Source organism: Exiguobacterium sp. s132 (assembly GCF_018617235.1).
Classification (GTDB): domain Bacteria; phylum Bacillota; class Bacilli; order Exiguobacteriales; family Exiguobacteriaceae; genus Exiguobacterium; species Exiguobacterium profundum.
In genome coordinates this window covers 758695-782020 of record NZ_JACSJU010000001.1, presented here as the reverse complement: position 1 = coordinate 782020, position 23326 = coordinate 758695, and the positions used below count along the sequence as shown (strand labels likewise).

At 44.1% G+C, this 23326-nt stretch carries 20 protein-coding genes and 4 pseudogenes; 11 read left to right on the top strand and 13 right to left on the bottom strand.

What is annotated here, in order from left to right; all coding sequences use genetic code 11:
* Positions 1-72: 72 nt before the first annotated feature.
* The 3 genes from KNO78_RS03995 to bglA all read right to left on the bottom strand — a co-directional run bounded on the left by KNO78_RS03995 (position 73) and on the right by bglA (position 2802).
* Positions 73-396, bottom strand: coding sequence for an ArsR/SmtB family transcription factor (locus KNO78_RS03995; RefSeq protein ID WP_074037016.1), 324 nt, complete (start codon positions 394-396; stop codon positions 73-75).
* A gap of 69 nt (positions 397-465) precedes the next feature.
* Positions 466-1275, bottom strand: a complete 810-nt coding sequence (locus KNO78_RS03990) for an MBL fold metallo-hydrolase (RefSeq protein WP_230872810.1) — start codon at positions 1273-1275, stop codon at positions 466-468.
* A 90-nt stretch (positions 1276-1365) separates the two neighbouring features.
* On the bottom strand, positions 1366-2802 hold the full coding sequence (gene bglA, locus KNO78_RS03985; protein WP_214690906.1) for a 6-phospho-beta-glucosidase: 1437 nt from the start codon (positions 2800-2802) through the stop codon (positions 1366-1368).
* A gap of 136 nt (positions 2803-2938) precedes the next feature.
* Between bglA and KNO78_RS03980 the strand changes: the two genes are divergently transcribed.
* Positions 2939-3649, top strand: coding sequence for a GntR family transcriptional regulator (locus KNO78_RS03980; protein ID WP_214690907.1), 711 nt, complete (start codon positions 2939-2941; stop codon positions 3647-3649).
* 88 nt (positions 3650-3737) lie between these two features.
* Positions 3738-4301 (top strand): annotated as a pseudogene (locus KNO78_RS03975) (helix-turn-helix domain-containing protein); the annotation flags it as partial.
* A 93-nt stretch (positions 4302-4394) separates the two neighbouring features.
* Here the strand turns inward: KNO78_RS03975 and KNO78_RS03970 are convergent.
* Positions 4395-4943, bottom strand: a pseudogene (locus KNO78_RS03970) (recombinase family protein); the annotation flags it as partial.
* Positions 4944-5186: 243 nt separating this feature from the next.
* Here KNO78_RS03970 and KNO78_RS03965 point away from each other — a divergent pair.
* The 4 genes and pseudogenes from KNO78_RS03965 to KNO78_RS03950 all read left to right on the top strand — a co-directional run.
* Entirely contained in the window at positions 5187-5705 is a 519-nt protein-coding gene (locus KNO78_RS03965; protein WP_214690909.1) for an RNA polymerase sigma factor, read from the top strand.
* Positions 5702-6715 (top strand): DUF4179 domain-containing protein, encoded by a 1014-nt coding sequence (locus KNO78_RS03960; RefSeq protein WP_214690910.1) that lies wholly within the window; start codon positions 5702-5704, stop codon positions 6713-6715. The genes KNO78_RS03965 and KNO78_RS03960 overlap by 4 nt, the downstream gene beginning before the upstream one ends.
* A 104-nt stretch (positions 6716-6819) precedes the next feature.
* A complete protein-coding gene (locus tag KNO78_RS03955) occupies positions 6820-9783 on the top strand; it encodes a Tn3 family transposase (RefSeq protein ID WP_214690911.1) in 2964 nt (987 codons plus the stop codon).
* A 73-nt stretch (positions 9784-9856) separates the two neighbouring features.
* A pseudogene (locus KNO78_RS03950) lies at positions 9857-10869 on the top strand (IS3 family transposase); the annotation flags it as partial.
* Positions 10870-10948: 79 nt separating this feature from the next.
* On the opposite strand, the gene KNO78_RS03945 reads toward KNO78_RS03950, so the two are convergent.
* From KNO78_RS03945 to KNO78_RS03915, 7 genes and pseudogenes are all read right to left on the bottom strand, one after another.
* Positions 10949-11410, bottom strand: a complete 462-nt coding sequence (locus KNO78_RS03945; RefSeq protein WP_214690912.1) for an NUDIX hydrolase — start codon at positions 11408-11410, stop codon at positions 10949-10951.
* 25 nt (positions 11411-11435) lie between these two features.
* Entirely contained in the window at positions 11436-11948 is a 513-nt protein-coding gene (locus KNO78_RS03940) for a hypothetical protein (RefSeq protein ID WP_214690913.1), read from the bottom strand.
* 200 nt (positions 11949-12148) lie between these two features.
* Complete coding sequence (locus KNO78_RS03935) at positions 12149-12883, bottom strand: hypothetical protein (protein ID WP_214690914.1); 735 nt, start codon at positions 12881-12883, stop codon at positions 12149-12151.
* Positions 12804-13214, bottom strand: coding sequence for a DUF58 domain-containing protein (locus KNO78_RS03930; protein ID WP_251125239.1), 411 nt, complete (start codon positions 13212-13214; stop codon positions 12804-12806). The genes KNO78_RS03935 and KNO78_RS03930 overlap by 80 nt, the downstream gene beginning before the upstream one ends.
* 96 nt (positions 13215-13310) lie before the next feature.
* Positions 13311-13721, bottom strand: a pseudogene (locus KNO78_RS03925) (DUF3916 domain-containing protein); the annotation flags it as partial.
* 77 nt (positions 13722-13798) lie between these two features.
* Positions 13799-14266, bottom strand: coding sequence for a DinB family protein (locus tag KNO78_RS03920; protein ID WP_214690915.1), 468 nt, complete (start codon positions 14264-14266; stop codon positions 13799-13801).
* Between the two features lie 105 nt (positions 14267-14371).
* Positions 14372-15634: an NCS2 family permease gene (locus KNO78_RS03915; RefSeq protein ID WP_214690916.1), complete on the bottom strand. Its 1263-nt coding sequence runs from the start codon at positions 15632-15634 to the stop codon at positions 14372-14374.
* A gap of 282 nt (positions 15635-15916) precedes the next feature.
* Between KNO78_RS03915 and KNO78_RS15615 the strand changes: the two genes are divergently transcribed.
* From KNO78_RS15615 to KNO78_RS03900, 4 genes are all read left to right on the top strand, one after another.
* The gene (locus tag KNO78_RS15615) at positions 15917-16039 is read left to right on the top strand and encodes a hypothetical protein (RefSeq protein WP_255349577.1); all 123 of its coding nucleotides are present in this window, start codon (positions 15917-15919) and stop codon (positions 16037-16039) included.
* Positions 16040-16409: 370 nt separating this feature from the next.
* On the top strand, positions 16410-16970 hold the full coding sequence (locus tag KNO78_RS03910; RefSeq protein WP_214690917.1) for a VanZ family protein: 561 nt from the start codon (positions 16410-16412) through the stop codon (positions 16968-16970).
* Between the two features lie 20 nt (positions 16971-16990).
* On the top strand, positions 16991-17671 hold the full coding sequence (locus KNO78_RS03905) for a response regulator transcription factor (RefSeq protein WP_214690918.1): 681 nt from the start codon (positions 16991-16993) through the stop codon (positions 17669-17671).
* Entirely contained in the window at positions 17661-18803 is a 1143-nt protein-coding gene (locus KNO78_RS03900) for a sensor histidine kinase (RefSeq protein ID WP_251125238.1), read from the top strand. The genes KNO78_RS03905 and KNO78_RS03900 overlap by 11 nt, the downstream gene beginning before the upstream one ends.
* Before the next feature lie 141 nt (positions 18804-18944).
* On the opposite strand, the gene KNO78_RS03895 is transcribed toward KNO78_RS03900, so the two are convergent.
* Positions 18945-20447, bottom strand: coding sequence for a PH domain-containing protein (locus KNO78_RS03895; protein ID WP_214690920.1), 1503 nt, complete (start codon positions 20445-20447; stop codon positions 18945-18947).
* On the bottom strand, positions 20444-20971 hold the full coding sequence (locus KNO78_RS03890) for a PH domain-containing protein (RefSeq protein ID WP_196430714.1): 528 nt from the start codon (positions 20969-20971) through the stop codon (positions 20444-20446). The genes KNO78_RS03895 and KNO78_RS03890 overlap by 4 nt, the downstream gene beginning before the upstream one ends.
* Before the next feature lie 353 nt (positions 20972-21324).
* Here KNO78_RS03890 and KNO78_RS03885 point away from each other — a divergent pair, with 353 nt between their 5' ends.
* Complete coding sequence (locus KNO78_RS03885; RefSeq protein WP_214690921.1) at positions 21325-23319, top strand: hypothetical protein; 1995 nt, start codon at positions 21325-21327, stop codon at positions 23317-23319.
* The last annotated feature ends 7 nt before the right edge of the window (positions 23320-23326 follow it).

Sequence of the window (23326 nt, the reverse complement as noted above, 5' to 3'; positions counted from 1 at the left end):
ATGTTTATATGTTTAAACTTTTAAACTCATTGGTGATAAAGAAGCCTTTCTCCCTGTTTCCAAAAAGAAAGGTCAAAGGATGCATTCGTCTTCTATCGCTCGTGTCAGTGCCTTCAGCAGTCCGACCGCGTTCTCGAGCGTCAGGAAGTAAAAGTTCTCTGTCCCGACTTTCTCTGATGAGACGATGCCCGCTTGTCGAAGTAGTTTGAGATGATGCGAGATGGCCGGTCGAGACAACTCAATCTTCTCATCAATCTGATTGACGTTTAAGCGTTCATGTTTGGCGATCTCGACGATGATGCGTTGACGATTGACGTCGGCTAATACTTGGAACAATGGAATCGCATCTTCAAATAAAGATAACGAGACTTCGGGTGTGGCATCTGGTTGTTTCATATTCATCACTCCGTTTAAAAGTTTAAACGTTTAATCCTGTACTAAGAATACTAGGTGATCCGCCTTCTGTCAACGAAGTTGTTCGTACACTTCACGTAGAATGCTTGCAATCATGTGTCTCGAGTCATAATCCCGCTTGGAGATTTTGACGAGCGGCGATGGTTCGGGGAAGAGCTGGGCATTGATGTCGTCAATGTTGTAGCCCGCTGCAGTTTTTGTTATCACGTTATCAGTCAAACGTTCTAGATAATCGAGCTTTTTGGTCAGTTGCTCCCTTCCCTGTTCGAGATGCCCGGCGTGTTGGCAATAAACTTCCTCGAAATTAAGACTCAGAACACGTTTGAGAGAACGAATCTGTTCAGGTACCGACTCCTCCGGAATCATCACCTTCGGATAAGGATGGACGAACAAATCACCCGAGAACAGCCGACCGTTCTCCTCGTCGTATAAGACGACGTGATTCGGTTCATGACCAGGTGTATGGATTACCTGATAAGTATGATGTTCTGATGTGATCTGATTGTCATAATAGGCAATCGGCTGAAACGGTTCCGGGTCTCCTGAGAAGCGTGCCCGATAATCTGGGATATCTAGCCCCGTCCGGCACATGTCCCTGGCGGATTCTCGTATGTAAATTGGGACACCGTATGTCCGTTCAAGCCAGGCTGCCGTTCCGATATGGTCTTCATGGGGGTGCGTGATGCTGACGAGATCGATTGGAACCGACTCATAAAACGGTTGAAGTTCGGGTAGCATCGTGCGTGTTCCCGTATCGATGAGCATCCCGTCGATATAATACACATACATCGACATCTCGAATGGACCGTTCTTTACGTTGGCACAAACAGCCGTCACCGGTCCATAGTTCTTTATTTGCATCATGCGTCCCTCCAATTTTTCACTTTTCTTCATTATATCGAAAAAGAGCAAAGACCTGCAGACATTTCACAGTTCTTTGCTCACCCTTATTTAGAGATTCTCTCCATTCGTCGCAATGACCTGTTTGTACCAGTCGAACGAGTCTTTCTTCATCCGCTCCATCGATCCGTTCCCTTCATTGTCACGGTCGACGTAAATCATCCCGTATCGCTTCTTCATTTCTCCCGTCGTGAACGAGACGATGTCGATGATGCCCCAAGGTGTGTAACCAATCAAGTCGACCCCGTCATAAATGACGGCTTGCTTCAATTGTTCGATATGGGCCTTCAAGTAATCGATTCGGGCTTTGTCATGAATCTTTCCGTCGACAATCTCATCGACGGCACCGAATCCATTCTCGACGATGAAGAGCGGAATTTGGTACCGGTCATAGAGTCGGTTGAGCACATAACGGAGTCCGACCGGGTCAATCGCCCATCCCCAGTCACTCGACTGGATATACGGGTTCTCGACCCCATTCGGCAGACCACCGTTGACGATATCGCCACTGTTGTCCGCGACGACGTCACTCTTCACGGTCGTCGACATATAGTAACTGAAACCGAGATAATCGACCTTTCCGTTCTGTAGGATTTCTTCGTCCCCTTCAAGGATTGGGATGTTATACCCTTCCCGCTCGAACTCGTTCAAGGCGTAGCTCGGATAGAAGCCTCGTACTTGTACGTCCGGGAAGAAATAGCGTTGACGCATCATCTCTTCGGCGAGCATGACGTCATCTGGGTTTGATGAATACGGATAAATCGGTACGTGAGAGACCATCGCTCCAATCTCGAAGTCAGGATTGATGGCTTTCCCTTTGGCAACGGCGAGAGCGCTCGCAATCAGTTCATGGTGCCCAGTCTGATACATGACTTCGCGGGCGTTCTCCCCTTCTTCTAAGAGGACTCCCGAATTCGTCCATAAGAAGAGTGGATTGTTGACGTCCATCTTGTTGTTGATTTCGTTGAACGTCATCCAGTATTTGACCTTGTCTTTGTAACGGTCAAAGCAGACCTCAGCGAAGCGGACGAAATGCTCGACGACTTCACGATTTCGGAATCCCCCGTATTCACGGGCAAGATGGAGCGGCATCTCAAAATGCGACAGTGTGATGATCGGTTCGATGTCATGTTTGAGTAGCTCATCGAACAAGTCATCATAAAATTGGAGACCCGCCTCGTTCGGTTCTGCATCATCACCATTCGGGAAGATGCGGCTCCATCCGATGGAAGTACGTAAACATTTCAATCCCATCTCAGCAAAGAGGGCCACATCTTCTTTATAACGATGGTAAAAGTCAATCGCCTCATGGTTCGGATAGAATTCATTCGGTTCGACCTTGTCTGTGATCCGGCGAGCGACGCCGTGTGCACCTGCCGTCAAGACATCGACGACACTCGGTCCTTTGCCATCAGCCTCCCAACCACCCTCGAATTGATGAGCGGCAAGCGCGCCTCCCCATAGAAAATCGTTCGGTAATGTCTTCATTGTAAGTCCTCCTTCACATGAATCGTACACGTCAAGTATAATTGTACCGGTACAATTATACAAGGTCGGTACATTGAATTACTTTTGTTTTTTTCATGATATAATAGAACCAGTGACGAAAAAGTGAGGAATGACGATGCTAAAATATCAACAAATCGCAAATGAAATCGAACAATACATCCACGAACAAAACTTAAAACAAGGCGATAAGCTCCCTGTCCTTGAGCAGATGATGAATCAATATGCGGTGAGCAAGAGCACCATCACGAAAGCTTTAGAGCTGCTCGAACGAAAGGGTGTCATTTTTCAACTGCGGGGAAGCGGCATTTTCGTCAGACGACATAATCGACCTGGCTATATGAGCCTCTTCTCGACCCAAGGGTTCAAGAGCAATCTCGGAGACCGTGTCTTGACATCTGATGTGATTGATGTGTCTGTCGTGAAGCCAGACGCGACGGTTGCGGAGAATCTCGGGATTGACGTGTTGGACGATGTGTATCGGGTCGAACGGGTAAGGTATGTGGATGAAGAGGTGCTCTGTCACGAGGAATCCTATTATGTGAAAGCCGTCGTGCCCTATTTGAATCGCGAAATTGTGGCAGACTCTATTTTCGATTATGTCCAAAGCGCGCTCGGCGTCACGATTGGATTTTCTGACATGTATCTACAGGTCGATCGATTGACGGAAAGTGAAGCGGAACACCTCGGATTGCAAGAGAATGATCCGACACTTCGCATCGAGACGATCTTCCATCTCACGAATGGGAAACCATTTGACTATTCCCGCATCACCTATCATTACACACATTCACAGTTCGTCATTCAGGCGAACGGGCCCTATATGTAAAGACAACCCCTCATGCGCGTCATATGCTCCCCAATAGGTAGACAGATGAAATAACAAATCTGTTTATCTGATTGGGGAGTGTTTTTTTATGGCGAGAAGTCGGCATATGATCGAACAAAAATTGAGTGCGCTGCGCATGATGGAAGAAGAAACATATACTTGGAAAGAAATCATGGAGGCTCATGGCGTCTCTAGGCACACCCTCCAGGTGTGGAAAGTGAAATTTGATACCGGTGGGATCGATGCGTTGAAGGAATCGAAGGCATGGAAATCTTACACCAAGGAACTGAAAATCGCGGCCGTCCGCGACTATCTCGATGGGTTCACTAGAATGGAGGTACTCTCCAAGTATCAGATCAGTGATTGGTCTGTTCTTCGTAAATGGATTAAGAAGTATACTAGTCATAGCGAGTTAACAGATTCGAGAAAAGGGATGGATCGAGCTATGACAAAAGGAAGAAAAACTACATTCGAAGAGCGCCTTGAGATCGTGAAATATTGTTTGGAGAATGGACGCAACTACCAGCAGACCGCGGAACAATTTCAGGTGTCCTATGCCCAGGTCTATGGCTGGATCAAAAAGTATGACACGGGCGGGGCAGAGGCGCTCGTGGACCGCCGTGGGCGTACGAAGCCAGAGGACGAACTAAGCGGGGTCCCGTCAGAAAAATGCGGATTTACAACGTTAAGGAAAAATGGACAAAAAATAAGAGCATGCACAACATTTACAGTTGAGCTGCTCTTATTTTAAATAGCGATAAATTGTAGCACGACTAATCCCTGTCATTTCAACAATTTCACTCACACTATACTGTTCAGATTTATATAAATTGATGGCTTTTTTCAGCTCTCGTTCATTTACTTTCGGACGCCCACCTTGACGCCCTCTTGCTCTAGCACTAATTAAACCTTCCTTCGTTCGCTGGACAATTAAATCATGTTCAAACTGGCTGAATGCTTGGAAAACCGTCATCATTAATTTCCCTTGTGGTGTTGAAGTATCAAAGTTTTCTTTAATGCTTAGCAACTTGATCTCTCGTTCTTCAAAATACGCAACTAATTCAATTAAATCCTTTGTACTTCTACCTAACCGAGAAAAGCTTTCTACGATTACCATGTCTCCTGGTCGCAATTTATCCTTCAGCCGGTTTAATTCTGGACGATCTGTTTTCGTTCCGGATAATTTCTCCGTTAAAATCTCGTGGCAATTGTACTGCTTCAATAAATCTAACTGTCGATTCAATTCCTGCTGTCGTGTACTCACTCGTGCATAGCCATAAGTATAAGAAGACATCGTTTTCCCCCTTTGATATACAAATCTATATCACAAAGGGGGCTTTTTGAAACATAGATTTTGAGCAAAGTTTTGAAACAGCATTTGGTAAGTAATACGGATATAAATTGCTGAAATAAAAACTGTCTCAAAAACAATCGTTTTCGAAATTAGAAAATGAAATAATAAAAATATTAAACTTTATGCAACTAAACATCCTTTCAAATGCTCTAACAGTACGTAAGGAAAAGAGAGGTGCTACCAATGGAAAATGACATTTTAGTGAAAAAAGCACAGAAAGGAGATGGGGAAACATTTATACAGTTAATTCAGCAATATGAGCTGATTTTATATCGTACTGCTAAACGACTCGGTTTAAAAGACGAGGACATTGCGGATTTACTGCAAGATACAATTATGATCGCTTTTGAAAAAATTAAAACTTTAAAAAAGGGTCAGTATTTTAATACCTGGATATGCCGAATTTTATTGAACAATTGCTACCGTTTTATGAAAAAGAACAAGCCTTTAGTAGCAATGGATGAAGCGATTCTGAATAATTTATCGCATCAGGATTTTTTGTCGGTAGAGTTAGACGAGGCACTAGGTAGCTTAGATGATAACCACCGTATCGCCCTCACTCTTTATTATGTTAACGGCTTTACAACAAAGGAAATTAGTGAATTTCTACATGAATCCGAAGGCACAATCAAATCGCGAATTTCTAGGGCGAAAAAGCAATTAAAAAATACGTATTATTTGGAAGGAGCTAATTTAGTATGAAAAAAAATATAGACGACTTAATGCGTGAAGATATGAATAAAGAGCAACAATTACCAGCCTCAATTCGTTCAGCTTTTGACCAATCTTATGCACAAATTCGCCAGCAATCAAAGAAAAAGACAACGAAACCTTGGTTAAAGCCTGTATCAGCTGCAGTAGCAGCGATCGTTTTGAGTGCTACGGTGTTACTGACAAATGATACCGCATTAGCGAAGTTACAAGCTTTTCTAGGTTTAAATGATTCTGGAATAGAAATTGCAGCGATGAATGGGGATATACAAAATCTCGCACAAGTACAACAAGATGAAAATATTACGATGACATTAGAAAATCTCTTTGTCGATGCATACCGTTTTGGTTTACAGTTTACAATGGATTCTAAGGATATTTCTGCAGACGATTTAAATAGAATCGAGTTTGAATATCGACTATTTGATGCACAAGGAAATGAAATTAGTGCTCTCATTTCAGATACAAAACCATATACAGGACAGGAGGTCTTAAGTGGCATGGATTTTAAACTAGCAGATGTCAGCAATAACCGTGCAACAATTGAAATGATTGCAACTGCAAATCAGCGTGAAGTACCTTCTTTAGAAGTAGCACGATTAGTCGTAGAAACGGTTCATATTTCTTCAGATAAAAGTGGTGTGAAATCGATAAATGGTCATTGGGAATTTAATTTAGCATCACCGACAATCGTGAAACAACAGTACATTGCAACGAATAGCGTTCCGGGGCTTACAATAAACGAAGCAGTCGTTACAAATGGCTCTTTGCACCTTACTTATACAATTGATGAAATAAATGTAGGTGAAACGATTGCTCATGATACAGCATTAATTAATGAATTGGGCGAAGCGTTTTATGCATCAGGAAATAGTTATAAAGAGATTGATGGAAAAACTGAAGTAAGTCTTGTTTTCCCTTACAGCGTAAGAAGTGAACAGCAAGCACTTGCTTTAAAAGTGAAAGACTATAAGGAATTGAAATTAATTACTAAAGAATAATTAATACACAAAGTTAAAAAACTATCTTATGATAAGCAGTCCACTGGCCATTAAAATGACAGTGGACTTGCTGTATTTATAATTAATTATTAGGCTGGTGAACTATGAAAACTTCGAGAGGACGCGAACTACTAACTGACAATCAACGAACTGAACTCATGCAAATCCCAACGGATGACTGGATTTTAGGGACATACTATACGTTTTCAGAGCAGGATTTGGCCATCAATTTAAAGCGAAGACGTGAGGACAATCGCTTAGGCTTTGCCGTACAGCTTGCGGTTTTACGCTATCCGGGATGGTCCTATACCCACCTTAAAAGCATCCCACATAGCGTTATTCAGTACATTGCTCAACAAATCAATGTCCCAGCAGGAGCCATTCATTCTTATGGGCAAAGAGAAAATACGTTATGGGATCACTTAAAAGAAATTCGTAAAGCGTACGGTTATCAGGAATTCACAAGTAAGGAATATCGGCAGCTTTCAAAGCACCTGCTACCACTGGCCTTAGAGAATGGGGATTCGATGTATTTATTAAATGCATGCTTTGACTACTTACGCCAACAGAAAATCATTTTTCCTGCCTTAACAACGCTTGAACGGGTTGTATGGGAAACACGTGACCGAGCTGAAGAAAGGATATTTAATCAGATTTATTATGCGCTAACACCTACGCAAATAGAGAAATTAGAAACATTGGTTGTGCCAGCGAGTGCAACAGAATCGAATAAAACACCGCTTGGCTGGCTGAAAGAGCCGATGGGGTTCCCTTCACCAGATACCTTTTTAAAGGTCATTGAACGGTTAGAATTTATACGAGATATGGCGTTAAATGATCATTCATTACGTACGATTCATCGAAACCGGTTAAGCCAGCTCGCTCGACTTGGTACACGCTATGAGCCGTATGCGTTTCGCAATTTTAAAGAAAATAAACGCTACGCCATTTTAGTTGTGTACTTGCTGCAACTGGCACAGGAATTAACCGATAAAGCCTTTGAAATTCATGACCGGCAAATTTTAAGCTTATTATCCAAAGGACGTAAAGCTCAAGAAGAAATCCAGCGGAAAAACGGCAAGAAATTAAACGAAAAAATTATTCATTTCACAAATATTGGACAGGCACTTATTAAGGCAAAACAAGAGAACTTGAATGTTTTTGATGTATTAGAATCCGTTTTAGAATGGGATACATTTGTTACGTCCATTGAAGAAGCAAAGGAGCTTGCACGACCATCGGATTACGATTATTTAGACTTGCTGCAAAAACGCTTTTATGCCCTTCGTAAATACACACCAACGTTGTTACGTGTACTCGATTTTCTTTCAACAAAAGCAAATGAACCTTTACTAGAAGCCGTTGAGCTATTACGTGAGATGAACGATGCGGGGAAACGAAAAGTGCCTATTGATGCACCTATCAACTTTATTTCTGCACGTTGGAAAAAGCATTTATATGAGGAAGACGGCTCCATTAATCGTCACTATTATGAAATGGCTGTTTTAACCGAATTACGTGAACACGTACGAGCTGGGGATATTTCCATTGAGGGAAGTAAGCAATACCGAGATTTTGAGGAATATTTATTTACAGCTGAACAGTGGCATGCTGACAAACAACAAACACGACTTGCTGTCCCTATTGCTTATGAAGAGTACTTGCAAGAGCGAATAGCAAGCTTAGAGGAACGTTTGAAATGGTTAACTACTAATTTAAAAGACTTAGATGGCGTTTCACTTGAAAAAGGACGCTTATCGTTAGCTCGATTAGAAAAAGATATTCCCGCAGAGGCACAAGCGTATAGCGCAAATTTATATAAGTTGTTACAACGTATTAAATTAACGGACCTTTTAATGGATGTTGCATATTTAACAGGCTTTCATGAGCAATTTACACATGCTTCATCAAATCGGAAACCCGACAAAGAGGAAACGGTGTTGTTCATGGCTGCTTTAATTGGCATGGGGACCAATATTGGTTTAAGTAAAATGGCTGATGCAACACCAGGTGTAACCTATAAACAGTTGGCCAATGTCGCTCATTGGCGTATGCATGAAGATGCAATGAATCGCGCACAAGCGACCTTAGTGAATTATCAGCACCGGTTAAAAATGGCTTCGTATTGGGGAGACGGTACAACATCTTCCTCCGATGTTATGCGTATGCAAGTAAGCGTTTCTTCCTTACATGCAGAAGCTAATCCTCATTATGGTACAGGGAAAGGTACAACAATTTATCGTTTTACAAGCGACCAGTTTTCATCTTATTACACTAAAATTATTCATACTAATTCAAGAGATGCGATTCATGTGTTAGATGGCTTATTGCATCATGAAACGGATTTAATGATTGAAGAGCATTATACAGATACAGCGGGCTACACAGATCAAATTTTTGGTTTGACACATCTATTAGGCTTCAAGTTTTCTCCAAGAATTCGAGATTTATCGGATGCCAAGCTATTTACTTTTAAACAAATGAAAGAGTATCCCAAATTAAATGCACTCTTACGTGGCCAAATAAATACAAAAATCATTCAGGAAAATTACGAAGAATGTCTACGTTTAGCACACTCTTTACGCGAAGGAATCGTGTCTGCCTCCCTCATCATGGGCAAACTAGGGTCTTATGCAAGACAAAATAGTTTAGCCACAGCCTTAAGAGAAATGGGACGGATTGAAAAAACGATTTTCATTTTAAACTATATTTCAGATGAGGCACTACGAAGGAAAATTCAAAAGGGCTTGAACAAAGGTGAGGCAATGAATGCTTTAGCACGTGCGATTTTCTTTGGGAAACAAGGCGAGCTGCGAGAACGAACAATGCAGCATCAATTACAACGTGCGAGCGCCCTAAATATGATCATTAACGCCATTAGTGTTTGGAATACGATTTATTTAACGGAGGCACTTGAACATCAAAAGAGCCAAGGGCATTTCAAAGAAGAGCTACTGCCCCATATTTCCCCACTCGGTTGGGAGCATATTAATTTCTTAGGTGAATACCACTTTAGATCAGAAAGTAGCCACAATCCAAAGGAACTTCGCCCATTACGAATTCCTTAACGTTGTTAATATAGGCGTTTCCGTCAGAAAAAATCCCTTAACGTTGTAAATCCGCATTTTTCTGACGGGACCCCTAAGCGAAGAAGAGAAGCTTAAGCGCCGTATCCAGCAAATGGAGCTTGAGAATGAACTTCTTCGTGCGGACATCTTGTTTCTAAAAAAGTTAGAGGAGATCGAGAGGAGGTCATAATCAGCCAGGTACGGCTACAGCAACGATATATCGCCATCAAAGAATTGAACGAAGAGGAGACCCCTTCGATCGTGCTCCTCTGTCGAGTCGCCGGCATCTCACGGGCGGCCTATTACAAATGGTTGAATCGCACCATACCGGTGCGTCAAGAAGAGAACGAGAAGCTTCTGGGGGACATCCGTCTACTCTATGACCAGGCGAACGGCACATACGGGTACCGTCGGATCACGATGACGATCAACCGGTTGCGTCGACAACAAGGACTGTCCCCGTTCAATGAAAAGCGAGTCTATCGCTTGATGCATATCCATGGGATCCAATCGATCATCCGCCGGAAGCGGAAGAAGCATAAGAAGTCAACGCCGCAGCACGTGGCCGAGAATCTGATGAACCGAGAATTCAGTACATCCCGGCCAGACGAGAAATGGTGCACCGACGTCACCGAGTTCAAATACGGCGCCGGGAAGAAGGCCTACCTGAGCGCGATCATCGACCTGTATGACGGCTCGATCGTCGCCTATCGCATCGGAAAGTCCAACAACAACGCTCTCGTCTTCCAGACGATGATGCCAGCCATCACGGGGCTCCGCACAGGAGCGCGTCCGATGATCCATAGCGACCGAGGGTTCCAATATACCTCGAGAGGGTTCAAACGCATGGTGGAAGACGCGGGACTGACCCACAGCATGTCCCGGGTCGGACGTTGTCTCGACAACGCCCCGATCGAGAGTTTTTGGGGCACCTTAAAAGTGGAGATGTACTACCTGCGTGAGTTCCAGGCCTATAGCGAACTCACAACGGCCATCGAGAACTACATATCGTTCTACAACCACGATCGTCTCCAGAAACGACTGAACGGCTTGAGACCTGTATTCGACAGGGCTCAAGCCGCTTAGGCTGGTTTTCATTATTTACCCTGTCTACTTGACGGGGAGCAGTTCAGCGTATGAGGGGTTGTTCGTCGCGAGATGAATATCACTTCACGACCGGGAGATTGACCTGATCGACCCAATCGTCAATGAACCGACGTTGATGTTGATGTAATCGTGGTAGGTCTTCTCTTGAGAAAAATCGATGTTCATGACTTTCGTCTGTCAATTGAGCGATTTCTCCTGAGAATGAATGGGTGTAAAAGATGACTTGAACACTATAGACGCGATCACCGTTTTCATAAGTGGCATATCCCTCATCACCGGAATAGATTCCGAACAGTTTCAAACTATCCACGGAGAGCCCCGTCTCTTCAAGAGTTTCACGGATGGCTGTCTCTTCAAATGATTCTCCAGGCTCCATAACGCCACCGGGGATTCCCCAAACATGATGATCTTTTCGGTGTTGCAACAAAATTTGATTGTCCTGTTCGATGAGGACTCCACATCCTACAGTGATTAATAGATTCGATCCGATTAATTGACGCATATGCTGTATGTAACTCACTACACTACCCCTCTTTATTTAGAATTCAAAAAATCTTGATCTCCCCATTCACATGATCAATGAAATAGTACGTATCGTTAGCATCATGTGCGAGTATGAAATTTCCTAGTATATTTGGATGAAATTCAATAGTGAACGTCTCAAGCGTCTGCTCGTATGTCGGATATGAAAGGGACTGCCACACATTCTTCGCCTTCGGAATCTGAAGCTGAGGCAATAAGTCGTCTTCAATCAATCCTTTCCAATCTGGGTTATGCAATATAAAGCGAAACACGTTTTCAAATGGAGCAAACGTCCCACCTAAACCAAACGCCAATTTGATGGGAAACGCACCTCTAACCACATGTTCAAAAAATGTCTCAATTTGGACAATACCAGTTGTCGCGACACGTCTCACTTGGTTTCCTTGAAGCGTCAACCCGTCTTCGGAATAGCTCAGAATCCAATCCCTCTCTCCTCTTAAGACGATGACCTCATTTGAAGAAAGCGTCAATTCCGACTCTAACACCTCACGATTTTTGATGGTTTTGGTCGTCACATGCTCTTCTTCCTGACTTTTAAAAGAGAAGCGACGTTTTCTCAAATCCCTTACAGTCCGCTTACGTTCTATAAGTAATGGAAACTGTTCATTCTCCAAATGGCGAAAAATCAAGTAGGTTGCTTCTCTGTCTCTCAATGCATGACTCGGTATGACCACTAAGTCTAGTGGATTATGATGATTGGATAAGTCTTTTGACATCATGTTGCTTTTCGTCTCTTGAGGAACCAATATCCGAATGGCAATATCGCTAACACAGCAAAGCCAATCAATCGGTTGGTATTCGATGTTGGCTTGTTTGACTCTTCCTCATCCGAATGGACTGATGATGAGTCGCCTGCTCCACCTATCATTCCTTCTTCGGCATCCCCTTCAATACTTTCATTCTCTTCAACCAATAATACTTGAAACGCCTCAGTTGAAATTTCATCTCCGCTAATCATCTGTTTTGTATTAGATGTCAACGCCGTCAACATGTCCCCTTCGTAATCAAACCACGTCGACGCTTCTGAGTATTTCACGAGATTGCCTTTTACGTCCGTCAACGCTTTAGGGGTTTCTTTGTCTGAACCGAACGTTGAGAACGCATATGTACCCGCTGATTGTTCATATGTTCCGATCACGTTGACCGGTTCATCATCTTGAAAAACGGTCGCCACAAATTCTTTTGTTGGGACGAACGTACATGTTTCTCCCGTTTTGTAACAAGAGGAAGACGGTACGTATGTCTCGAGTAGTGGCCCAAAAGTGATGTTCTCACTGTCCGTCATATGATAATTAGCCGGATCATCTCCCTGAATATGATCCATCACAATGTTATAAAAATATGCATCTGCAAAACGTTCCGCCGAGGATTCAGTCATCTCGGCTGATACGGTCCTCGTGCTTGCAAGCAGTCCGACACAACATATGAGTAAGCCCGTCATTCTTCGCATGTGTTTCTCCTTTCATCACCCTGATGACTTCAACAACATCGCGTAATTGTTTTCTTCCTTCTCCAAGTACAATATGGTCGATTTGGCTGTGTTGGTCGAGCCGGTTGATCAACATCTCCACATTACAGTCTTTTTTAATCAAGTAAGAGACCCAATACGCCGTCTGTTGAATCAAATCTTCGTATTGAGCATGGAGCCCATTCCCGAGCGGACCGCTCAAATCAAGAGAGACTGTGAACGTGTCGAGATTTTGACGTTCGTAAACTTTTACCTGTACACAACCGACCTTTGATGTGGCGACCCAGTCGATTGTTTGGCAGGATCCTCCCATAGTTTTAATCCTTTATTTAAAAATAGGATTAAAAGGATTATACCATTCAATTTAACGGAATATTCAGTTATTTTTAGACAAAAGAAAAATGCCCGTTCATTGAACGAGCATCCACCATTCTCTACCTTCATCTTCTTCGTCGAACAACCATCCTTCAAATCCATACACGCGAATATCCTGGTCGCTACGGATGTCCCATTGGTTGATAAACGTTTTGACATGTAGAATCGGGATCCATTTTTGATGGGATGAATCACGCCGCACAAACGTTTGTAACTCCTTTTCATCTTCAAACACGAGAAATTCAGAGTTCCAGAGTGTAGGAAAATCTAGCAGCACGACAACTCGCATTCGCTCATCCACACGCAACTCTACTAGTCGTTTCGCTTCATCGAGCAGAACATGGATGATTGCCTGTTTGATTTGGGCACTGTGTTGAACATCCAATAAAAAAGTTTGTTCGACCGGAATCTTGGTATTCCAATTACCATTATGAAACTCATTTGGAAAATCATGATGATTTTCTTACATATTACGCTGAAGACGAATTAACTTTCGTTTTAGACCACGCACTTTCCGATGTCTCATTTCAGGATGGACTCGACTTGCTTCATATGGTGCCGGTCATGCCCGATGAATTCTTCGATGATTACGTGCAGTGAGTATGGGACACCTTGATTTGGATCATGAGAGACTCCGTTCGCTGACGTCTTAAAAGTCAACGTCTCTTCACTTAAGGACTCGAGCATGTTGACGAGCGTTTGTCGACTGCTAAGGGATTCTTTCAAAACCGCGTCACCTGTCAATTTTTCCGCCCTTTTCGTCGCCCGTGCGTTAAACGAGTCAAAGTCAGGGAAAATCATTCCTTCCCCGTTCTTCACCGATGGGATGATGACATTCAAAAGATGGTTGTCCCAATGGGCGATATGTAAAACGATTTGCTTTATGGACCACTTCTCCGAGTTTATCTGTTCATTCCAATCGGATTCACTCAGCTTTCCTAACGAATCGAGCCATTCTGTGTACGATGCGAATTCTTTAATAACTTGCATCAAATCCCCTCCCCGTTCTCTTCATATTACTGCGATTATAGCACGAACGAGTCTTTTCAAATCAAAAAACGGCACCGTTCTTCATGAACGATGCCGTGCGTATCTCTATAACCAGACTGGTAATGAGAAGAAAACTAAGAACAATACGGTCAAGACACCGACGACCGGACTGAGTGACCGGTAGCCCTTCTTGAACAAGACAATCATCGTGTAGGCGATGAACCCGAGCCCGATGCCATCGACGATGGAATACGTGAACGGGATCATGATGATGACAAGGATTGCCGGGAAGGCATGCTCCCAGTTATCGAGTGGCAAATGCTTCACGTTCTGGAACATCATCATCCCGATGATAATCAACACCGGAGCGATCGCCGTCACCGGAATGATTGCAAAGAGCGGTAGCAATAAGAGTGATACCACATACAATCCAGACGTGACGAATGAAGCAATCCCACCTCGTGCACCGACCGATATGCCGGCAGCCACTTCGACCGTCGAGACGGTCGGGCTTGACCCGAACATGGCCCCGGCCATCGTCGACAGACCTTGTGCAATGAGACCTTTCGGCGCATCCTTTTCTTTGTCGATTGCACGTGTCTGATTCTGAATCAAGCTGATATTTTCAATCAACAAGACGAGCGTCAGTACACCCACCGCGACTAAGAAGAGCGGAGAAGCAGATTCTGCGAACGAGATGTTCCCAAATACCGTGCCAAATGACTCGAAAAACGGTGACAATGAGAAGCTTCCCGTCCACTCCAGCGTTCCCATCACGGCGCTGAGACCGACACCAAAACCGATTGTCCATAGGAAGCTGCTCGGTCCCATCTTCAAGAACAACAAGATGGCGACGAAGAGTGATAAAAAGGCCACCTGGACGTTACGCTCTCCGAGGTCACCGATGTGAAGCAATGCCCCACCCCCACCTGAGACAATTCCTGCCGCCTCAAGACCAATCAAAATGAGGAAGAGACCGAGACCGACCGTCAATCCGTCATGAATGATCGGTGGAAACGCGTTCGCCAATTTCCTAGCCACTTTGGTGACCGTCAACAATACGACGAGTACACCTGAGACGAACGAGACAGCGAGCGCGCTTTGCCAACTCAATCCCATCTGTAGGACGAGCGTGTACGTGAAGAGCGCATTAATCCCCATTCCCGGTAACAAGAGAAGCGGCAGATTGAAGAATCCCGCAATCAATGTCCCGATGATGCTTGTCAAAATCGCTCCGACGAGCGCCCCCTCGAACGGGAGTCCAGCTTGTGTCAAGATTGCCGCATGCACGGCCGGGATGTATGCTGTCGCCAGGAAGTTCAGCACGCCCCCGTATGTTTCTGTTTTCCATTCTGTTTGTTTTGCCATAGGAATCAATCCTTTATTGGCACCCTCACCCACCCGTGTATACACACGAGATTGATTATATCCTGTCAGACATCTAACAAGCAAGAGCGATTCGACTCAATTCCTTCTTTGGACCCATTTATGAGACCGATTCCATCAAAAGATTCATTTTACAAAACAAGAACGTTTGTTCTTATTTTTAGCGCGTTTTTGCGAACAAATCTGTTATAATGAAGGGGCAGGTTAACGCAGCAATAGTGGGGTCAGCCGCCAAGTCCACAATGGAGGAAGGCGGTGGTGCGGATGGAACAACTTTGGACCTGGGTCGGGGATTATGTGATGATCCCAATCCTCGCTCCGATCATCGTTCACTTGGTGATTCACCGAACATCCGATCGTGCAACGTCTGAACGCACAAAAAAATGACCCCCTCGGCGCAATGAGATGGGTCACTTTCTGATTCACTAACCATTGTGGCGGCTGGGACCACTCTTAAAGTGGTAGCCTGTAAGCCAGAGGTCGGTGTGTCCAGCACCGGTCTCTTTCTACTTGCATCATACCATACTTGTTCCCATTTTTCAGCAACAGAAACGCGAAAACGGTGAAGTTGACGTGACGAATGATATCGGGACGCCCGACATTATTCCGAGAGCAAGCTTCTTGATTGATTGTTCTACAGTTCGAGGCAACGCAAAGCGCTTTACCTTTTTTAGATTTCATTTATGACTCCTTTAAGAATTCTTTAAATCTGCCATCTACACTGAAGACAGTTCAAATTCTTAGGAGGTTTATTCCCATGTATAATCAGAATTATTCAGTTATGTTCACAATCGAATCAGGAGTCGTTCTCATCCCACTCGCCATCCTCGGACTCATCACGTTACTCGTCTGGTCGTTTCGCAAGAAACATGTAAAAGTCACACAAACCATTTTGCTTCTATCATTCGGGATATACTTATTAGGTGTCCTTCACTTCGTTTTTTTCCCGATTGACGTTAACTTAGGAAAATATGCGAACCAAGTACCATGGTGGAAAACGATTAATTTTATTCCGATTTTGACCATCGACTTGTATTCGTTTGTGTTGAATATCGTGATGCTCCTCCCGTTAGGCTGTTATCTTCCATTTTTGAAACCGTCGATCACGAAAAAAGAAGTACTTAAATTAGGATTTCAGTTTAGTCTGATTCTTGAACTGATTCAATTATTGGTGCGTACGACACTAGGCAGTGGACGAAGCACGGATGTGAATGATTTATTGGCAAATGCGTTCGGCGCGCTCTTAGGGTTCTTACTCGTTCGCTTCGTCGTCCAATACGCTCCGTTCCGACGTTTGTATCAGAATTTCCAACTTTAATTCGCGAGGGAGTTTCAAGCATGACAAAAATCTTGTTAGTGGATGATGATGTCCAAATCGCAGAACTGATTGATGTGTATGTAAAAAATGACGGGTATCACACGACGATGGCAACCGATGGGGAAATGGCGCTTGACTTGTTCAACCAAGAATCGTTTGACTTAATCATTTTAGATTGGATGATGCCTCGGATGGATGGGCTTGAATTTTGTAAGCGTGTGCGCCAGACGAGCCAAATTCCGATCTTAATGGTCAGTGCCAAAGTGGGTGATATGGATAAGATATTGGGATTGACGACGGGAGTCGATGACTACATCATCAAACCGTTCAATCCGCTCGAGTTGATGGCACGTATTAAAGCATTGCTGCGCCGTTCAAACTATAACCGACCAAGCAAGTCCTCAAGTGTACAAGCTGGCCCCTTCCTCATCGATCGAGCCAGCCACACCGTCATGATGCAAGAGCAGACGATTCGATTGACAGCACGTGAATTTGAGATTTTGTATTTACTAGCGAAACATAAAGGCCGGGTGTATAGCTCTGAAGAAATATTTGAGGCTGTCTGGCAAGAGCATGGCGTCGGGTCGAATCAGACGGTGATGGTTCATATCAGTAACATCCGTGAGAAATTACATGCCGTCGTGCCACATGAGGTCATCATTCATACGGTGTGGGGAGTGGGATATAAAATTGAGACATAATATATGGCGCGTCATAACGTTCATCCCGATGTGGAAACGTCTGCTGTATGTATTGATTGCGTTTGGGGTCGCCACACTGAGCGGTGCTCTGTTACTGCCTGCCGTGTGGTACTTCGAGGAGTCATCACGATTTATGGAGAGTCTGATCATCGTGTTGTCGTATTTCCGGGAAGGTGTCATCGTCATGTTTTACAGTCTGATGGTCATCGTTTGTCTCGTGTTGATTTATCAATATGAGCGTAAACGGTATTTACAGTTTCACATTGAGCGGATGACTTCACTTGTCGAAGAACTCCATGCCAATCGTGATTTGGTTGAACCATCTGTCCCGCCAGAGCTAGAGCAGTTGATGGCGACTGTTCGCGCCATCTCAGACAGTGCAGCAAAGGCGGAGCAGGAATTGGTTCAAGCGGATCGTTTGAAGCACGAGCTCGTGGCCAACGTCGCCCACGATTTGCGCTCCCCGCTCACGTCAATCACGGGTTATCTTGACTTGATTCACAGCGACCGTTACCGGGACGAGGTGGAGTTGCGTCATTACATCCAAGTCATTCATGAGAATGCGACCCATCTGAAAGGCTTGATTAACGATATCTTTGACTATACATTTCTGCAAAACGACCGAATCGCGCTGCAAACAAGTGAGGTCCATCTCGATGAATTGCTCAATCAGCTCATCATGCAGTCGACATTACGTCTCTCGGAAGTTGAAATGGAAGCTCGATTCAGTTCCTCAGCCAAACGACCCATCGTTGAGGGTGATGCGTTGAAGCTCGTGCGCGTATTCGAAAACATACTCGAGAATGCGATTCGTTACGGGCGTGACGGAACGTATATCGATACGTTCATTGAAGATACGGATGAAGTGGTTCTTATCAACATGACGAATTACGGCGAGGAGGCCATCCCCTCACGTGACATCCCATATGTGTTTGAACGATTTTTTAGAGTGGAAAAGTCACGCGCACATTACACCGGCGGATCAGGTCTCGGTCTCGCCATCGCCAAGTCCATCATCGATTTACATGAGGGCGAGATTCACGTAACGAGTCAACCAAGAGAAACGACGTTCACAATCATTCTCCCTAAAGTCTCTTCCAATGCTGTTCATGAAAAATCATGGCTCGTGTGACCTACACGCGCCATGATTTTTCATGAACACAAAAGAGAATCAACTTCAAGCTTATGTCGGAGCGAGCCCCTTAAGCCGATTAAAAAAGACGAGCCACTCGCAACACGAGGGGGCTCGTCGATCACCTGACTGGGTTATCCGTTAGCCCGGTGTTTTCATATCTTCCTGTACCGTATAGCGAGAGAACCAGTTCAGCATGGCGTCCGCCTCTTCTTTCGGGATATCATCGATGGTCTCGACTGATAAGAATCCTCCACGTGTCGAGAACTGCACCGTACATAACCCGAAACGGCGCTGCAAGAGCGATTGCTTCACTTGAATCTGTTCGATCCGTGGTTTGTCCGTCAAGAATGAGCGGACGTTAAACGCTCCCGTCCGTAACTGGATGAATTGATCCGTGCGGACATATTTTGTGGTGATGTAACTGAGGACGCGTCCCCCGATGATGATGACCCATAAGAGCATGAGCCACCAGGCATACTCTCGGAAGAAATAAAGCACGAGTCCTGAGATGATGAAGCCGAACCAGCTGATTCGGAGTAGTTTGATTCCTAAGGCACGTCTCGGTAATCGATGTAGTTCGTCCGACCATGTGAAGTGCGTGAAGTGTTCACGGAGCACCCGCATCGCTCGGTCACGACGAACGAACGGCAGAATCGTCGACGATTCGTCCTTCAACTCATCCATTGTCCCTGCTGCGACGAGTTCGACCCCGACGATGTGGAACCAACGACGAATGAACGTCTCTTTGATACGAATCGCTTGGATCTTCTCATATGGGATTTCTTTCGCACTCCGGTTCAACAATCCCTTCTCGACGCGAATGCGTTCCCCTCTCCGCTCAAGTCGGAAGTTCCCATACTTCAAGAAATTGATGACCATGCCGATCACGATTGATACCATCAACACTCCGATGACGAGAAGACCGATGGCGATGATGGACGCATGGACGACATAATCTTCGACTTGATTAAACGCCCCATCCAAGTTGATGAAGTCGTCGATTGACGAGATAACCGTCGAGGCGACCGGGAAGATGGCGAAGACAGAGAGCGACGTGATGGATGCCAATACGATTTCGCGCGTAGATAAGGCGTACAATAGACGACTTGGTACCGGTGCTGCCTGTGCAGGTGTCTCATCCGACTCTTCTGAGTCATCTACCGCTACTCCGCTTTGTTTCCGATGACGGACCTGTTCGAGAATCTCTTCCAGTCGTTTGGCTTCAGTCGGGAAGACACCCGCTAATTTGAAAGAAGCATCGTCACTGTTGGCATTCGTATCGAACGTCAATTCGACGACACCAAGCAACCGATAGAGGAATGGACTGTTCGAATGAACACTTTGAATCTTATAGAGTGGAAGCGATTTTTCTTTTTTCAACCAATTCCCTTCGATGACATAGACAGTCTTTTCATCGAGGGCATATCGGAAGTTTAACCATCCGAAGAACTTTTGAACAATGTCGAGTAATAGGAAGAGTAAAATCCCGACTCGGATGATGATACCGAATGTCGAGTCCCAGTCGTTATTGAGCACAAAGAGTAAAACGATTGGAATGGCGAATGACTTGATGACTTCGAGAATACGCAGCACCAAAACGCGACTCGGGAGTCGATGCCATGTTAACGCGGTCTCGGTCATACGACATCCTCCTCTTCAATGCGTGCATAGATGGCAATCTGTTCACGGAGTGTCTTGGCGAACGACTCTTCAATCGCATAGATTTCGTGAGAACCGGCCGCTGTCCCGATGGTGATGGTCTGTAACCCGTATTTACGGAGAAGCGGTCCTTGTTCCGCATGAACATATTGGACCTTTGTCATCGGGATGAGCACATCGTGTGTCGTGATGATCCCATGGTGAATCCGAATCTCGAGTGGCTGAACGTCATACGTGAATCGTTCTTGTTTCCACTTTTGGAACCAGATGAGATCAATCAAACTATAGACGACATCGATGACGAGTAGCACGATCAAACCAATCTGTATCCAAGTCGGCCAGTCGAACCAGTAAGCGGCCGCTACGAGAGCTCCTGTGACAAGAAGTCCGATGAGATAAAAAATCGCACTTGATAACCGGAAGACGGCACGTGCCTCGATTGGAAGTGTGCCGCTGATTCGTTGTGGTGTGACACCTTCTTCAGGTGTCGGTGTTGTTTCTGACATGGTGAATCCCCCTATCGTCTTATGTATCTGTCTTTATTGTATACGCATTTCTTCTCGAAAAGTTTCAGGATTCGGTCTGGAATGTACTTAAGACTTCATAAAAACTCGTAAAATAATGGATAATACAATCTTTTTCATTTCCCTGCCCCTTCAAGTGTAGATAATGACAACGAATCGGTTGACGCAGACAATGATTTTTCTAGACTAACACAACTTGAGATTATTACCAAATAATTCATTAATCCTTTATTGACTCATATATAATTGGATTTTATTTACACCTTAGGATATAGCTGAGATAATTAAATCAATATCGTTATCAATTCAATCACTTCACAATCATCGAGGTAACTATGAGACAAAACATATTAAAAGAATTAATTCCTTTTTATTTTAGACAGATGAGCCGAAATGAATTCTATTTGATTGCACTTATCTTTATCCCGATTGTCCTCATATTTAAAATCGTTGCGAACGTGAACGATCCGTTCGAGTACATGATGTTTCCTGATGTCTTAGAAGGCATAGTGATTCCTATTCAAGGTGTTATGTTGATTGTCAGCGTAGTCATGTATCGTCTTACTTCAGATGAGGCACAATACAGAAGTCAATTGACTCTTCCGAACATTGTGTGGATTCAATTTCAAAAGATTGTCGCCATACTCTTCATACATACGTTCTTTTCATTTTGTGCCATCTTACTCGGGCTTCTACCTGTCGTCACTTATTTCTCATTTAATCAAATCGAAACATGGTCCTTTTATCAGCAGCTATTATTCCATTCACTTACTTTCTATCTACTTCCACTACTAATTGCATCGGTATGGGGAATCAATGTGGGTCTCCTGTTCGGAAAAAAGCGAAGCGGCATTCTCGTCCTCTTTATCCTATGGATATTGTTCGGACCACTGAATACAGAGATTTTTTCTGAGTTCTTCTTAGAAAAAGGATTTAATAGCCCGAATGCTTTCTTCTTTTTCGGACCTCTACAACCTGAGGTCATCTATTACGAACTAACAGGTTTTTTGAGTAGCAACGCACTATTTATTAAGAACATGTTGATTTTATGTTTTCATTTTGGACTCACCCTATGGATCATATCGTGTTGGGCAATCAGAAGGAGTCATCGTATTCAGATGACAGTCTTGGCAATTATGCTGTTCTTAGTGATTGCATCTAGTGCTTCTTTCGCATTAAGCCATGACCAGTTGGTATTCGATCGTTCTCTCGATACGGAAACGACAAAACATTATGAACTACCTTATCCATATGATTTTTCACAAATAGATTCACTTTTGAACTTTGAAATAATCAATGTTCAGTTGAAATTAGCGAAGCAATCACATGGTCAGTTCGAAGTGGAAGCAGACTATACTTTAGTTTCGAGTACAGAAACTATTGTGTTATCGCTCTATCATCCTTACGAGGTAAAACATATCAGTGTAAACCAGCGAGAAGTCTCGTTCCATCAAGTTGGAGATTTCATCGAGATTGAGGCTGTAACGCTCGGAGTACCAACTGCATTGTCTGTCCGATATACAATCCCAAACACAAGTCAATTCCCAATCACTAATGAAGTAACTTATCTGCCTGCTTGGTTAAACTGGTATCCAACAAAACAATCTTATCCAAACAGCAGACTCGGGTCTGAGAACTTTAAACCTGTGATTAATCGAACGAATAGCTTACCTGTCACGTTGCATTATTCGCCACAATCTAAGTTTTTAACAAACCTTATCGAGCAAGCTCCTGCTCATTATGAAGGTGTACAGGCAGGGGTGACGTTGTTTGAGGGATCATTTGAAGCGTATCAAGCGGAAGATCAAGAAATAATCGTCGATCAGTCATGGACACCACCATACTCGTATTGGCCGATTCTAAAAGAAACGCTTCAATCAATTCATGAACTCACTGAAAGAGAGTTTGGCATATCAAGCTCCTTGCCTGATAAGATCATCCTCCTATCGCCTAATCTTGAGAAATTCAGTTACCGAGATAATCAGCATTTACTCCTTCATGTGGGGAGCAATTTACGATTAGATCATGACCTACCAGAAGTCGTTCGGGCATACATGCCTGCCTTGTTTTGGTCACATTCAAACACAGACAGCCAAATCCAGCCGACACGAGCGGCATTCGATGATGCGATGGCTTTTTGGCTGTCAGTCGAATTGAATCTCCCCTCACCGCTCGAACCAGACCCTTTCTTCTTAGAATCAATTCTTAACGGGGAGGAACTGAGGACATCTAAAAAGCAAATATCTGAATTCATGCAATTGACTCATCAACAGCAACTCATCTTTTTGAAAAAATGGTATCGGGATTTGAACAGTGCGTCAAAAGTATAAGTGATTT